15 protein-coding genes are annotated in these 12,606 nt (G+C 69.2%); 7 read left to right on the forward strand and 8 right to left on the reverse strand.

Features of this window, described 5'->3' with window-relative positions:
- Positions 1–39 precede the first annotated feature (39 nt).
- The 5 genes from AC1RVW_RS04905 to AC1RVW_RS04925 all read left to right on the forward strand — a co-directional run bounded on the left by AC1RVW_RS04905 (position 40) and on the right by AC1RVW_RS04925 (position 4,197).
- Entirely contained in the window at positions 40–822 is a 783-nt protein-coding gene (locus AC1RVW_RS04905) for a Crp/Fnr family transcriptional regulator (RefSeq protein ID WP_493198342.1), read from the forward strand.
- A gap of 120 nt (positions 823–942) precedes the next feature.
- Positions 943–1,614 (forward strand): DUF1345 domain-containing protein, encoded by a 672-nt coding sequence (locus AC1RVW_RS04910; protein ID WP_234382670.1) that lies wholly within the window; start codon positions 943–945, stop codon positions 1,612–1,614.
- Between the two features lie 43 nt (positions 1,615–1,657).
- Positions 1,658–2,512, forward strand: coding sequence for a hypothetical protein (locus tag AC1RVW_RS04915; protein ID WP_493198344.1), 855 nt, complete (start codon positions 1,658–1,660; stop codon positions 2,510–2,512).
- 142 nt (positions 2,513–2,654) lie between these two features.
- Complete coding sequence (locus AC1RVW_RS04920; protein WP_106934930.1) at positions 2,655–3,623, forward strand: Bug family tripartite tricarboxylate transporter substrate binding protein; 969 nt, start codon at positions 2,655–2,657, stop codon at positions 3,621–3,623.
- 220 nt (positions 3,624–3,843) lie between these two features.
- Positions 3,844–4,197: an alpha/beta hydrolase gene (locus tag AC1RVW_RS04925; protein WP_493198346.1), complete on the forward strand. Its 354-nt coding sequence runs from the start codon at positions 3,844–3,846 to the stop codon at positions 4,195–4,197.
- A gap of 76 nt (positions 4,198–4,273) precedes the next feature.
- On the opposite strand, the gene AC1RVW_RS04930 is transcribed toward AC1RVW_RS04925, so the two are convergent.
- From AC1RVW_RS04930 to AC1RVW_RS04965, 8 genes are all read right to left on the reverse strand, one after another.
- The gene (locus AC1RVW_RS04930) at positions 4,274–4,858 is read right to left on the reverse strand and encodes a DNA-3-methyladenine glycosylase I (RefSeq protein WP_493198348.1); all 585 of its coding nucleotides are present in this window, start codon (positions 4,856–4,858) and stop codon (positions 4,274–4,276) included.
- Positions 4,859–4,867: 9 nt separating this feature from the next.
- Positions 4,868–5,182, reverse strand: coding sequence for a chaperone modulator CbpM (locus tag AC1RVW_RS04935; RefSeq protein ID WP_493198350.1), 315 nt, complete (start codon positions 5,180–5,182; stop codon positions 4,868–4,870).
- Between the two features lie 5 nt (positions 5,183–5,187).
- Positions 5,188–6,150, reverse strand: a complete 963-nt coding sequence (locus AC1RVW_RS04940) for a DnaJ C-terminal domain-containing protein (protein ID WP_081266683.1) — start codon at positions 6,148–6,150, stop codon at positions 5,188–5,190.
- 58 nt (positions 6,151–6,208) lie between these two features.
- Positions 6,209–6,859: a histidine phosphatase family protein gene (locus AC1RVW_RS04945; protein WP_493198352.1), complete on the reverse strand. Its 651-nt coding sequence runs from the start codon at positions 6,857–6,859 to the stop codon at positions 6,209–6,211.
- A gap of 13 nt (positions 6,860–6,872) precedes the next feature.
- On the reverse strand, positions 6,873–9,275 hold the full coding sequence (locus AC1RVW_RS04950) for an acylase (protein WP_493198354.1): 2,403 nt from the start codon (positions 9,273–9,275) through the stop codon (positions 6,873–6,875).
- Positions 9,276–9,369: 94 nt separating this feature from the next.
- Positions 9,370–9,951: a glutathione S-transferase family protein gene (locus AC1RVW_RS04955; RefSeq protein WP_081266686.1), complete on the reverse strand. Its 582-nt coding sequence runs from the start codon at positions 9,949–9,951 to the stop codon at positions 9,370–9,372.
- A gap of 27 nt (positions 9,952–9,978) precedes the next feature.
- Complete coding sequence (locus AC1RVW_RS04960; RefSeq protein WP_493198356.1) at positions 9,979–10,617, reverse strand: CDP-alcohol phosphatidyltransferase family protein; 639 nt, start codon at positions 10,615–10,617, stop codon at positions 9,979–9,981.
- Positions 10,618–10,728: 111 nt separating this feature from the next.
- Positions 10,729–11,469, reverse strand: coding sequence for a glutamine amidotransferase (locus AC1RVW_RS04965; RefSeq protein WP_493198358.1), 741 nt, complete (start codon positions 11,467–11,469; stop codon positions 10,729–10,731).
- Positions 11,470–11,522: 53 nt separating this feature from the next.
- Between AC1RVW_RS04965 and AC1RVW_RS04970 the strand changes: the two genes are divergently transcribed.
- Entirely contained in the window at positions 11,523–12,032 is a 510-nt protein-coding gene (locus tag AC1RVW_RS04970) for a hypothetical protein (protein WP_493198360.1), read from the forward strand.
- 13 nt (positions 12,033–12,045) lie between these two features.
- A complete protein-coding gene (locus AC1RVW_RS04975; RefSeq protein ID WP_493198362.1) occupies positions 12,046–12,513 on the forward strand; it encodes a ribonuclease HI family protein in 468 nt (155 codons plus the stop codon).
- Positions 12,514–12,606: the final 93 nt, after the last annotated feature.

The raw sequence follows: 12,606 nt of genomic DNA on the forward strand, positions 1-12,606 counted from the left end.
CGCTTCCGGCTTGCCCTCTCGCCAGGAAAACCTTCAGCCATGTATCTGCATCCCCTCATAGCCAAAGTGCCGCCCGCCGAACGCGCGGCCCTGGTCCAGTGCAGCGAGTTGCGCTCGTACCGGCGCAACGACGTCGTGCTCAACGCCGACGAATGGACGGACCGCATCTACTGTGTGGCGGGCGGCCTCTTGCGCGTGGTCGCGCACGGCCGCGAAGACGGCGGCGACGTCACCACCGACTTCATCCGCCAGGACGACTTCTTTCTCAGCCCCTCATTCTCCGAAGACCGCTACCAGGCCATGCAGACGCTCGTCGCGGCCTTGCCGTCTTCGGTCTACCTCGTGCCCGTGGCGGCCGTGCGCAAGCTGTGCGGCCAGTACCCGGAAGTGGCCATCGGCCTGCTGGGGCTCGCCATGAAGCGCATGTCGGTCATTCGCGGGCAACTGCGCCGCATTTCCGCGCTGTCGTCCGAAGACCTGGTCAGCCGCGTGCTGCACCAGCTGACCCAGCTCGCCCCGGCCGTGACCGGCGGATACGACAAGCGCATCACCCAGTCGGTGATCGCCTCTTACTCCGGCCTTTCGCGCGAGGTGGTCAACAAGACCATTCGCGACCTGGAGAGCCGCGGCCTCGTGCGACGCGACGAGCACGGCGTGCATGTGGACGCCGATTTCGCGGCCACCGACTTCGGCGGCCTGTTGCCGGTGGAGGAAAACCTCTCGCACATCGAGCCGCACCAGGGCAATCCGATGTTCGCGCCCGACATGCTCGACGGCTCGCGCGGCTCGGCCGAGCGGACCGGCAAATCCGGACGGCCCTGATCAGCTTGCCTGCACCTGCGAGGCTTTCCATGAGATGAACCTGGGGCGTGGATGAAGTTTCGCCCGCAGTCGCCAGTTCGGCGCGCGCGCCGTATCCTCGACGGCGTTCTGCGGATCCACATGAAAACTTCAAGACACCCACTTCTTCGCCCGCTGGTCGCGCGGCCGCGGCTCTTCATTGCCGCGGCCATCGCCATCGCGGTCGGCATCCTGCTGCCGTCGGCCATCGAGGCCCACCTGGTCACGCGGCTGCTCATTGCATGGAACACCGGCGCATGCCTCTACGTGGCGCTGGCCGCGACGATGATGATCCGGTCGTCGCCGCAGCACATGCGCTACCGGGCTCAGCTGCAGGACGAGGGGCAGATCGTCATCCTGGTGCTGGTGGTGGTGTCTGCCATCGCGAGCCTCGCGGCCATCGGCGGGGAGCTGGCCGTGGTGAAGGACATGCACGGCTTCGAGAAGATCGCGCACATCGCGCTGGCCGGGCTCACGGTGATGTCGTCGTGGGCCTTCACGCAGATGATGTTCACGCTGCACTATGCGCACGACTACTACGCCGCAGTCAGCAAGGGGCGCAAGCCGGGGCTGCAGTTTCCCGATGACGAGGTGCCGACCTATGGCGACTTCTTCTACTTCTCGGCAGTGATCGGCACTTCGGGGCAGACGGCGGACGTATCCTTCGTGTCGAAGCCCCTGCGGCGCATCGGCTCGGTGCACTGCATCCTCGCGTACCTGTTCAACACGACGGTGCTGGCGCTGCTCATCAACATCGGCGCAAGCCTGTTCTGAGCGGCCAAGGGAGGGGAAATGCGGGCGTGCCAATAATGGCGCCATGCTTTCTTCGAACCGACTTTCCCCGACCCGTTTCCTTCTGTTGCTTGCGTTGCTGCTGGCCCCCTTGATGGGGTGGGCGCAAAGCCGCGCGGAAGCGCTGCTGCAGTTCGAAGGCGTGCAGGCGCGCTACCAGGCTTCGTATGCGCCGGGCGCAGTGGCGCGAGGTGCGCGCGAGCTGCTGGAGCCCGACGACCAGGCCATCGCCGACAAGGCCCTGAAGGCACTCGACGCCGCCGCCAGCCGCGCATTCAGCGCCAAGGCTTCCGTGGCCGCGATCCAGCAGGAAGTGGCATCGGCCGGCAACGGCGGTGCCGCGCCCAGCCCCCAGGTGCTGGCCGCCGTCGCCCGCTTCGCGAAGCTGCGCGCCGACTACGCCGCCATGAGCGAGGCCGGAAAGGCCGAGTTCTTCAGCCGCGAACGCGCCAAGCCGGCCGACCCGGTGCGCACCGAACTGCTCGAACGCATGGCCGTGGGCGACGTGCGCGAAATCGATTTCTCGAGCCAGCTGCTGATGAGCGCAGTGGTCAAGCAGCTGGCGCGCGGCAACGGCGGCCAGCTCAGCGCCTTGCCCGACAGCACGCTCGACATGGCGCTGGACACCCTGTGGTCGCGCGGCGTAACCTCGACGCGCCCGCGCAACCTGATGATCGTGGCGCGCGAATTCGAAAAGCAGGTCACGCAGGCGCTGCTGGCCGCCTCGCCCGACGAAGACGTGGCCGCCTTGCTGGCCTGGCGCAACGAGCCGCAGGCGGCGGCCGAGCGCGAGGCGCTGGTGGGCACCTACCGCGCAGAGGTCAAGGGCAGCGGCGGGGTGGCGCTGCGCACGCTGATACGGGGCTGGCCGCGCTCCTGAGCGCAGCACCCGCGTTGCCGCAGGGGCGGCCCCTGGCGGTCGCCGTCGCATATCCGGAGGCGCGTGGCATCATGAAAACGCCCGGCGTCACGGGTTCGATCCTTCTTCCTCATATCCCACAACAACACAGGAGACCTCACTCATGTTTCCCATCCGCATTGTTTCGCTGGCCATCGGGCTTGCCGTGTCGGTGATCGCACAGGGCGCCGCCGCCCAGGCATGGCCCACCAAGCCGATCCGGCTGGTCGTTCCCTTTTCCGCTGGCGGCGCCAACGACCTGATGGCGCGCGCGGCGGCCGAGGGCGCGTCGAAGCAGCTCGGCCAGCCGGTCATCGTCGACAACAAGCCCGGCGCGGGCGCGATCCTGGGGGCCGACGTGGTCGCCAAGAGCGCCCCTGACGGCTACACCTTTCTCGTGAGCGCGGCCGGCGTGGTGTCGAACAGCATGATCAAGAAGAGCATGCCGTACAAGGACGATGCGCTGGTGCCGGTTGCGATGATCGGTCTGGCGCCTTCGGTCATCGTGGTGCCGGCCAATGCGCCCTACAAAGACTTGAAGGAGTTCGTCGCGGCCTCCAAGAAGTCCGGCGGCGGCTTCCACTGGGCCACCGCGGGCACGGGCAGCACGCCGCATTTCGTCGAAGGCATTCTCGAGACGAAGTACGGCAGCAAGCTCGACGTGGTGCCCTACAAGAGCGGCTCGGAGTCGATCACCGCGGTGCTCGGCAGCCAGGTCGAGGCCACCTCGGAAGCCAGCATCGTGGTGCTGCCCTATGTGAAGAGCGGCAAGCTGAAGGCGCTGGCCGGCACCTGGACGCAGCGCATTTCGGCGTACCCCGATCTGCCGACGGCAGCGGAAGAGGGCTTCCCCGAAATCCGTATTGCCCACTGGGCCGGCGTGCATGCGCCGCGCGGCACGCCCGACGCCATCCTGGACAAGATGGCCGCGGCCGTCGACGCCGCGATGAAGGCCCCGGCTACGGTCGAGCGCCTGAAGGGCATGGGCATCGAGCCGATTGGAGGCACGCGGGCGAGCTTCACCAAGTTCGTCGACGAAGAGCGCGTGCGGCTGGGCGGCGTGGTCAAGGCCACGGGCATGAAGGAAGACTAGCAACTGGCACGCAATGTGCGTTCAGCCTGTCGAGCCGGGAGCGGACACGCAAATCGGCACGTTTCCAGCGCATGAAAGGGCAATTGAGTTAGCGGCGTCAGAAAGTTCCTCGTCATTGTTTCAATTTCATGAACACTGCGGTTCGATTGAATAGGGTTTTCCCTAGGAATCGTGGTGCACACTTGAGGCACTCAAAAGCCCAATGAAGAAGGAAATTGAAATGAAGACCTCGAACATCCTCGCCGCCGCCGCTCTGTCCCTGCTCGCCGCCGCTGGCGCCCACGCAGAAACCTACGAAGGCGTGCAGCCCCTGACCTCCGGCTACAGCCGCGCCGACGTGGCGCCCCAAGCCGTGGCAGCCGCCCGTGCCGGCAACGCCTACGGCGACAACGAAGGCGCCGCATCGACCGCAACCCCGGTCCTGGCCGCTTCCATCGACCGCGCCACTGTTCGTAGCCAGGCCGTCGCCGCTGCACACGCACCCGGCCAGAACCTGCGCCCCGAAACCTTCGCCGGCAGCGTGATCCCCGCTCAAGCCAAGAGCCTGAGCTTCACGCGCCAAGCCGGCCTGTAATCGATGAAGGCGGCGCAAGCCGCTTCGGTCACAAGCCAATGAAAAACCGGACCTGCGAAAGCAGCGTCCGGTTTTTTCATTGGGGCCCGGCTTTGTGCCTGGCGCCGTGCCGGTGGCAGTCCGCGGCGTGGTCGTCGACGATGCCGGTGGCCTGCATCCATGCGTAGACGATCACCGGCCCGACGAACTTGAAGCCGCGCTTTTTCAGTGCGGCGGAGATTTCCTCCGACAGCGGCGTCTTCACAGGCACGCTTCCGGTGCGGTTCACGATGGGCTTGCCGCCCGCCATGCCCCAGATGAATTCAGAGAAGTCTTCGCCCGCCGCCTGCATGGCGAGGTAGGCGCGCGCGTTGCCGATGGTGGCCTCGATCTTCGAGCGCGAGCGCACGATGCCAGCGTCCTGCATGAGCCGCTCGATGTCGGCTTCGGTGAACTTGACGATCTTCTCGGGCACGAAGCCCTTGAAGGCTTTGCGGAAGGCGTCGCGCTTGCGCAGGATGGTGAGCCACGACAGGCCGGCCTGGAAGCCGTCGAGCATGAGCTTCTCCCACAGCGCGCGGCTGTCGTGCTCGGGCACGCCCCATTCGGCGTCGTGGTAGGCGGCCAGGAGCGGGTCGGTCTGGGCCCAGGCGCATCGGATTTTCGGGGGCTGCTGGCTCATCCCGCGCGCCTAGCCCAGCCTGTGCGCGTGCAGCATCGCCTTCAGCCGCCGCACTTCGTGCTGCAGGTCGAGGATCAGCGCCGCCGCGTCCAGCCCCACGCCGAAGTCGCGTTCCAGCCGGCGCGCCTCGAGTGCGTATTGCAGGTCGGTGCTCGAGAACTGCCAGCGCTCGGGCTGTGTCTCGGGCGTTTCGATGCGAAGGATGCCGACCTCGACCAGTTGCACCACCCATGCGGTGTCGGCGCCCACGGCATGCGCCAGGTCGCTGGCCGCGAGCGGCTGCGAGGCGCTGATGGCGGTGGCGGTCGTGAGTGTGAAATTCATTATGCTCAGACTCCCAGATGCTGGCGTGGGTTGAACGATGCCGTGGCTTGCGCCAGCTGCTCGTAGGCCTTGCGGGCATCGTCGCTGTCGGCGGGCGGCAGCGCGATTTCGATCAGCAGGTACAGGTCGCCGGGCGTCTTGCCCGCGAGGCCCCGGCCCTTGAGCCGCAGCTTCATGCCGCCGCGCGCGTTGCGGGGCACGGTCACCTCGACCAGGCCGCCGGTCGGCGTCGGCACCTGCACTTGCGCGCCCAGCGCCGCCTCGGCGGGCGTGACGGGCAGCGTCATGTACAGGTCGCGCTCTTCCACGCGGTACAGCTTGTGCGGCGCGATGCGCACTTCGAGGTACAGGTCGCCCGGCGGCTCGCCGCCGTGGCCGGGCATGCCTTGCCCCGCGAGGCGGATGAACTGGCCCGGGTGCACGCCCGGCGGGATCTTCACGCTGAGCGTGCGGTTCTCCCAATGGGGATGGCCCTGCGCGTCGAGCGTCTGCGCGCGCAGAGTGATCTCGCGCTCGGCGCCGTTGAGCGCGTCTTCGAGGGCGATCTCGATGGCCGCGTGGTGGTCTTCGCCGCGCGCCTTGTAGTTCTTGCGCGTGGCGCCGCGCCGCTCGGCCTCGCCGAAGAGCGAAGAGAAGAACTCGCTGAAGTCGGCGTGGTCCGCGGGGCCCTGGTTGGGGCCGCGGTGGAACTCGAAGCCTTCGTCCCAGCCCGGCGGCGGCTGGAAGTGGCCGTCGGGGCTGCCGCCGCGCGCGACGCGCTCGGCCAGCGCGTCGTAGGCGGCGCGTTTTTCCTTGTCGCCCAGTACGTCCTTGGCCTCGTTGATGTCGCGCATGCGCTTCTCGGCGTCGGGCTCCTTGCTGACGTCGGGGTGGTACTTGCGGGCGAGCTTGCGATAGGCCTTGCGCACCTCGTCGTCGGACGCGGTGCGGTCGATGCCCAGAGCGCTGTAGTAGTCCTTGAATTCCATGGTGTGTGGCGGTTCGTTGTATGGACGGCTGGTATGGCTCGGGGCGCTTCGCGGGGTGCTAGGCCAGGGCCGCCTCGCCGTCTGTGTCTGCATGCCGCAGCAGCGGCGTCACGGCCCATGTGGGGCCGCGGCGTTCGAAACGCAATGGCTGCGCATTGCCCAGGAGCTTGAAATCGACCGGCACGCCCAGCAGCGCGGCCAGGGCATACAGCGTGCCGCCGTGCGCCACCACCAGCACCGGGGCGGGCTGGCGCAGGGCTGCGTCGAGCGCGGCGCGCTTGCGCACGACGAACTGCGTGAGCGTCTCGCCGCCCTCGGGCTCGCAGGCCCAGTCGATGTTGGCCGACGAGGTGCCGATCAACGCGCCGAAATTGCGCTCGCGCAGCGCTTCGTGCGCCGTGGGCGCCAGCCGCAGCGCGGCGGCCACCGTGTTCGCGGTGTCGAAGGCGCGCCGCGCATCGCTGCAGACGATGGTGCGGATCGGCTCGCCCGCCAGCAGCCCGGCGGCGCGTGCCGCCTGCTGCAGGCCGAGTTCGCTCAGCGGCTCGTCCGGCGCCTGGAAGATGCGCTGCGCATTGCGCCCGGTCTGGCCGTGGCGCAGGAAGTAGAAATGGTCGCAGGCCGGCGAGAGCGGCTGCGCCGCCGCGATGCGGATCAGCTCGTCGAGCCCGCTCGCGGCGGTATGGGAAGGGGAAGTCTGTTGCGGCATGGGCGAAATGATGTCAGTACGCGAGCTGCAGCGGCGTGCCCTCGCGCTGGGCCCGCACATCGGCGGGGTGGAACGGCAGCGGGTGCCACTGCTTGGCCGCGAACAGCGGCAACTGGTCGTAGGCACGCGGCGAGGCCGGGTCGCTGCTCTGGCCGTAGGTCAGCAGGCCCTGGGCGACGGGGCCGTTGGCGTCGAAGGTCACGACCTGCATGTAGCTGCTGCCGTAGTTGACGTTGTAGCCCTTCGGGTCGATCAGCGACTGGCCCTGCGACTCCAGCTTGTTGAGCACGCCCTCGAACTCGTCGCCGCCATGCAGCGCGATCTTCTGGCCGCGCACCAGGCGCGATTGCGGCACGCCCAGCGGCACGTCGGCCGCGAAGCCGGCGGTGCGCAGGATGCCGACCGCCTCGCCCAGCGCCTTGAACACCGCGTCGCGCGTGGCGGGCGCGGCCATGTCGAGGCCGGCCGGCGTCGCCACGGGTTGGGTGGGGTCGAAGGGCACGCGCCAGACCTTCGGCACGTCCTTGGTCTTGCGCCAGAACTCGCGGAACAGCGCCGCGCCCTTCGAATCGGCATTGCTGGTGCGGTCCCAGGCCGACAGCACGCGGCAGCCCAGGGCCTGGTCGGCATTCAGCGTGCCGGCACTGGCCCGGCAGGCGGCCTGCAGGTCGTCCATCACCAGCATGCCGGCGAGGTTCTTGTCGCGGAAGATCACGCTGCGCAGCTCGGCCGCGCCCATGCGGTTGCCGGGCAGGCCGTCGCTGCCCGCCAGGCGGCCCCGGATTTCCATGATGGCGCTGCGCGTGCGCAGCCGCTGCGGCACGCCCACGGGGCCTACCAGCGGCGAGACGCCCGCCATCGGCGCGGTCTCCGGGTTGCTGAGCCAGAAGCTGTCGTTGCTGTTCTGCACGTAGTCCGGCGTGATGACCACCGGCATGCGGGCCGGCGCGATGACGCCGGGCGCGGCGGCCGCGCTGTCGCGGTTCCAGGCGCAGGCGCTGCGCGAACCGTCGAGCACCGGCAGCCCGGCCGCATTGAGCAGCGCGGCGGCGGCGGGCGAGGGCGCGCAGGCCTTGAGCATGTCGGCCGACACGTCGGGCACCACCGACAGGTCGGCGTACATGGCGTTGCCGTCACGGTCGGCGGCGATGGTGTTGATCCACGGCATGCCCTGGTTGCCCATGGCGGCGCGCAGCTCGGCCACGTTGCGGGCCTGGGCCATCTTCATCCAGCTCTCGGCCGAGCGCACGTTCAGCGTGTTGGCGTCGCGGATGGCGTAGGCCTTCTGCGCGGTCCAGCCCAGGCCGGCGCGCGGCAGCGAGATCACCGGGCCCCAGTCGGTCGAATAGAAGGTGTGCTGCAGCGGCGCGGCGCCACCGCCCGTTGCCGCGGCCGGCAGCACCACGGTGCGAGCCACCATCTTCTTCGGCTGGCCGTCGACCAGGTACACCGTCGGGTCGCTGGGGTCGAGCTTCAGCTCGTACAGCGTGAAGCGCTTGCCTGTCGACACGGTGTGCGTCCAGGCCACGTCCTTGTTGAAGCCGATGGCCACCACCGGGCTCAGGCCGCCGGTGGCGCCCATCACGTCGACCTTGCCTGGAATGGTGAGGTGCATTTCCCAGAAGCGGTTGGTGCCGGTCCAGGGGAAGTGCGGGTTGCCCAGCAGCAGGCCGCGGCCGTCCGGCGTGGCGTTGCGCCCGAACGCCCAGCCGTTGGAGCCGAGTTCGCCGCCCTCGGGGTTGGCGTTGAAGCTGTGGCGGCCGATTTCGGCAACGGCTTCCTTCAGCGCGACCGGCGCGGCGCTCGTCCTTGCGCCGGGGGCGGGCGGCACTGCGGCCAGCACCGCGCCGGCCAGCGCGCCCAGGCCGCCCTGGATCATCGACATCTCGGTGGCGCGCGACAGGTCGGCCGCCGTCATCGGCCGCACCCAGGGCTTGCCGCGGCATTCGGCGGGCAGGCCATTCGGGCCGGCATCCTGCAGGTAGCGGTTGTAGCCGGCCACGTAGCCGCGCAGCGCTGCCTGCACGTCGGGGCTGGTGGTGGCGCCCGCGCGCGCCAAGGCCGCGTCGTCCATGTGATAGCGGATGAACAGGTCGATCTGCGCATTCGGCGCGCGGCCCAGTCCGAGGTCGCCGGTGTTCTGCGGGCCCAGGAACTGCGAGCGGTCGCCGCGCAGCGTGAGCAGGTGTTCGGCCGTCTGGCAGACGTTGTCCTGCGCATGCGCATAGGCGCTGCCGTAAGCCAGCCCTTCGTAGTCGGGCGCGGTGATGTGCGCGATGCCGAAGGTGGTGCGCTCGATGGTCACGCTGCGCCCGCCGGGCGGCGGCGTGCTCGCGCAGGCGGCGAGCAGGGCGGCCAGGCCCATGGAAAGGGCGGTGAGCGCAAAACGGGAGGGCGTGGCGTTCTTCGATGTCATGCGGGCGTCTCTATTGTTGGAATGGAACAAGCAAGCCGATTAAAGGACGAGCCTTTGCCGCGCGATGTCACCAGCGCGGCATGCCGCGCCGTATTCAGCCGAATTTCATGCCCTTGGGACGGGCCTGCAGCCGGTTGATGTAGGCGTCGATCTTCGGGCGGTTCGAGCGGCCGCCGAATGCGCGGTGCCAGATGAACATGGAGCCGATCATCACGTCGGCCGCCGTGAACTGCGAGCCGAACAGGTAGGGCCCGTCGCCGAGTTCGCGCTCGACCGCATCCTTGGCGGCCTCGAAGTCGGTCCAGCCGCGAGCGCTGTTGTTGCTGCGGATCTTCAAGAGGCTGTCGCCCATCGCGGGCTCGAGCTGCGAGGTCGAATAGACCATCAGCGACAGGTAGCGCCCCCGGTCGACCGAGCCGACAGGCGGTGCCAGGCGCTTGCCGGGAAACTTCTCGGCCAGGTACATGCAGATGGCCGCGTTCTCGAACACGCGCGCGCGGCCGTCCACCAGCGCGGGCAGCTTGCCCGCCGGGTTGATCTTCAGGTACTCGGGCTTCTTGTGCGCCTTCTCGCGGATGAGCGTGGTCACGATCTCATAGGGCGCGCCGGTCTCGTCGAGCATCCATTTGGCGACCTGCGAGCGGCTTTGCGGGTCGAAGTAGAGCTTCATGGTCATCGCGGTGTCTCCTGGGTCTGGCGGAACTCAGAACTTCGGAATGCGCAGGGTCTTGCTGATCATCAGCGTGCCCGAGAGCGCGAACATCAGCGCCAGCGGATGCAGCTGCCACGGGCCGATGGTCCAGGCGCCGCCCCACACCGATGCACCGATGCTGCCCTGCCACGCGGCATAGGCCAGCACGGCCACCAGCACCACGCTGGTGGGAATGGGCGTGCCCTCGAAATACTTCACCTTGTCGGCCCCGGCGGACAGCGCCTCGGCCGTCACGTTGTAGCGCGCGAGCCGGCTCACGCCGCAACCGACGAAATAGATGAGCAGCACGCAGTCCCAGCCGCCGTTCAGCCCCGCCGCAAAGCCCAGCGCAGCCGGCGCCACGCCGAAGGAAATGATGTCGGCCAGCGAGTCGAGTTCGCGGCCCAGGGCCGACTGCGTCTGCCGCCAGCGCGCGATGCGCCCGTCGAACACGTCGAAGATGAAGGCCGCGGGCGCCAGCGCCGCCGCCCACAGGAACTGCGGGAGCGACTGGCTGGCCATGAAGGCCATCGCCAGGAACACCGCGCCCACCCCGCATGCCGCATTGCCCAGCGTGAAGACGTCGGCCAGGTGGAATTCCCGGATCATCGAAAAATGCTTGCGGGCCGGCGCGGGCGAGGGAGCGGTCATGGAAAGGTGTGGAGCGATGGGCGAATGGACCGCACCTTAACCCAAGCGCCGGATGCTCCTTGTAGTCGCGGTCCGACGGCTACAGAGGGCCGCGATGGACCCCGATCGCGCTCAAACGCCCTGGCGCGCCTCGGCGATCCGCGCAAAGCGGCCGAGCAGGCTGGCGGCCGCGCCGGTCTCGCTCACGCCGTTGCGCAGCGCTTGCGGGTCGGCGCCCATGGCGGTCAGTTCGCCGCGCAGGTTGTCGATGTAGCCGCGCATCGCCTCGGCGTCGAATTCCGGATGGAACTGCACGCCCCAGGCGTGCTTGCCGGCGCGAAAGGCATGCACCGGCTCATGCGCGCTGGCGGCCAGCGGCACCGCGCCTTTGGGCAGGCGCAGCGCGCTTTGCCAGTGCACCGCGTTGGCCGGAAACTGCGCGGGCAGGCCGCCCAGCAGCGGGTCGGTGGCGGCGGCCTCGGTGAGCGACACCGTCACCGTGCCGACCTCCGCGCCGCCCGGGTGGTTGCCGGCCTCGCCGCCGAGCGCATGCGCCAGCAACTGGTGCCCGTAGCAGATGCCGAGCACCGGCGTGTCGAGCGCCACCGCCTTCGCGAGCCACGCGGCCGTGGTTTCGCTCCACGGTTCGCGGTGCGACACCATCGCATGCGAGCCGGTGACGACCACGCCGGCCACCTGGACGGGGTCGGGCAGGGTGTCGCCGCGGCGCGGGTCGATCACCAGGATGGGAAGCGTCTGCGTGCCGAGTCCGTCGGCAACCCAGTGTTCGAAGTCGCCACGGCGGGCGCGCAGCGCGTCGAAGGTGCCTCCGACCTTGACGATGACGAGGGGGAGCGGGGGGCTGTTGTCCATGACGCGATCATGCCGCAGGTGCGCTGCGGCCCCGCTGCGGCTACAGTGGCGCGATGCGCGCATTGGCACTCCTCATTCCGGCGATCTTTGCCGTGGCCGCGGCGGCGTCCCCCGGCGGTGCCCGCGCGGAAGTGATCCGCTGCACCGATGCCAGCGGCGCCGTCTCTTACACCAACGTCGAATGCCCGGCAGGCAGCAAGCAGGCGCGGCAGGTGCCGATCCTCGAATCGCCCCCGCCCGACCCGGCGCGCCGCGACTCTTCGCCCACGCCGCAGCGCTCCGCGCCGCCATCTCCGCCGCCATCCTCGCCGCCCAGCCGGGTGGCGAGCAACCCGCCCTCGGGGCCGGCCATCATCCCGCGCTTCCCCGCAGAGACGCAGCCGCAGCCGGCTGCGGAGCCACCGGGCGTCGTCGTGTTGAGCCCCGATCCGTACTACGACCCCTATTACGACGGCGCACGCCCGATCCGCAGGCCGCGGCCCCCGCATGCGGTCGACCCCGGTCCGCCGCCCGGCCAGCGGCCCTGCCAGAACCTGGCGGGCATCAAGCGCAACAACTGCTGAACAAGAAGAGCGAATGAACGGCGACGGTTCCGTGGCCACGGGGCTCCCGTGGGTGGTTCACTGCGACGGCAGCGCCATGCCCAACCCGGGCCGCATGGGCATCGGCGCCGTCATCACCGCGCCCGACGGCAGCCGGCACACACTGTCGCAGGCCACGCACGCCATCGGCTGCAACAACGAGGCCGAGCTGCTGGCGCTGACCGCCGCGCTCCACGCACTGCGCGACAAGGGCGCCACCGCCGTGCTGGTCTACAGCGACAACAGCACGCTGGTCGAGCAGCTCGCCGTGCCGGGCGCCAAACCCATCGAGCGCATGGCCCCGCTGTTCGACGATGCCCGCGCGCTGCTCGGCAGCTTCGCGCAGGCGCGTGTGCAATGGATTCCGCGCCACCGCAACGGCGAGGCCGACGCACTGGCACGCGCCGCGCTCGGCTTCGGCCCCAAGCCGCCGCCCAGGCACGGGAAGAAAAAGCGTCGTTAGAGTGCCGCGAGGGGAGGGGCCGGCCGGAGCCCCTATCATCACGCGCCATGACCGAAGCCACTCCCACTCCTTCTTCTTCTTCCCTCCCGCCCC

The organism is Variovorax sp. MPBD4-3 (assembly GCF_058809745.1).

What these genes read in the sequence shown, in the direction of transcription:
- AC1RVW_RS04905 (WP_493198342.1), top strand. Translation starts at nt 40, where the DNA reads ATGTATCTGCATCCCCTCATAGCCAAAGTGCCGCCCGCCGAACGCGCG.
- AC1RVW_RS04910 (WP_234382670.1), top strand. Translation starts at nt 943, where the DNA reads ATGAAAACTTCAAGACACCCACTTCTTCGCCCGCTGGTCGCGCGGCCG.
- AC1RVW_RS04915 (WP_493198344.1), top strand. Translation starts at nt 1,658, where the DNA reads ATGCTTTCTTCGAACCGACTTTCCCCGACCCGTTTCCTTCTGTTGCTT.
- AC1RVW_RS04920 (WP_106934930.1), top strand. Translation starts at nt 2,655, where the DNA reads ATGTTTCCCATCCGCATTGTTTCGCTGGCCATCGGGCTTGCCGTGTCG.
- AC1RVW_RS04925 (WP_493198346.1), top strand. Translation starts at nt 3,844, where the DNA reads ATGAAGACCTCGAACATCCTCGCCGCCGCCGCTCTGTCCCTGCTCGCC.
- AC1RVW_RS04930 (WP_493198348.1), bottom strand. Translation starts at nt 4,858, where the DNA reads ATGAGCCAGCAGCCCCCGAAAATCCGATGCGCCTGGGCCCAGACCGAC.
- AC1RVW_RS04935 (WP_493198350.1), bottom strand. Translation starts at nt 5,182, where the DNA reads ATGAATTTCACACTCACGACCGCCACCGCCATCAGCGCCTCGCAGCCG.
- AC1RVW_RS04940 (WP_081266683.1), bottom strand. Translation starts at nt 6,150, where the DNA reads ATGGAATTCAAGGACTACTACAGCGCTCTGGGCATCGACCGCACCGCG.
- AC1RVW_RS04945 (WP_493198352.1), bottom strand. Translation starts at nt 6,859, where the DNA reads ATGCCGCAACAGACTTCCCCTTCCCATACCGCCGCGAGCGGGCTCGAC.
- AC1RVW_RS04950 (WP_493198354.1), bottom strand. Translation starts at nt 9,275, where the DNA reads ATGACATCGAAGAACGCCACGCCCTCCCGTTTTGCGCTCACCGCCCTT.
- AC1RVW_RS04955 (WP_081266686.1), bottom strand. Translation starts at nt 9,951, where the DNA reads ATGACCATGAAGCTCTACTTCGACCCGCAAAGCCGCTCGCAGGTCGCC.
- AC1RVW_RS04960 (WP_493198356.1), bottom strand. Translation starts at nt 10,617, where the DNA reads ATGACCGCTCCCTCGCCCGCGCCGGCCCGCAAGCATTTTTCGATGATC.
- AC1RVW_RS04965 (WP_493198358.1), bottom strand. Translation starts at nt 11,469, where the DNA reads ATGGACAACAGCCCCCCGCTCCCCCTCGTCATCGTCAAGGTCGGAGGC.
- AC1RVW_RS04970 (WP_493198360.1), top strand. Translation starts at nt 11,523, where the DNA reads ATGCGCGCATTGGCACTCCTCATTCCGGCGATCTTTGCCGTGGCCGCG.
- AC1RVW_RS04975 (WP_493198362.1), top strand. Translation starts at nt 12,046, where the DNA reads ATGAACGGCGACGGTTCCGTGGCCACGGGGCTCCCGTGGGTGGTTCAC.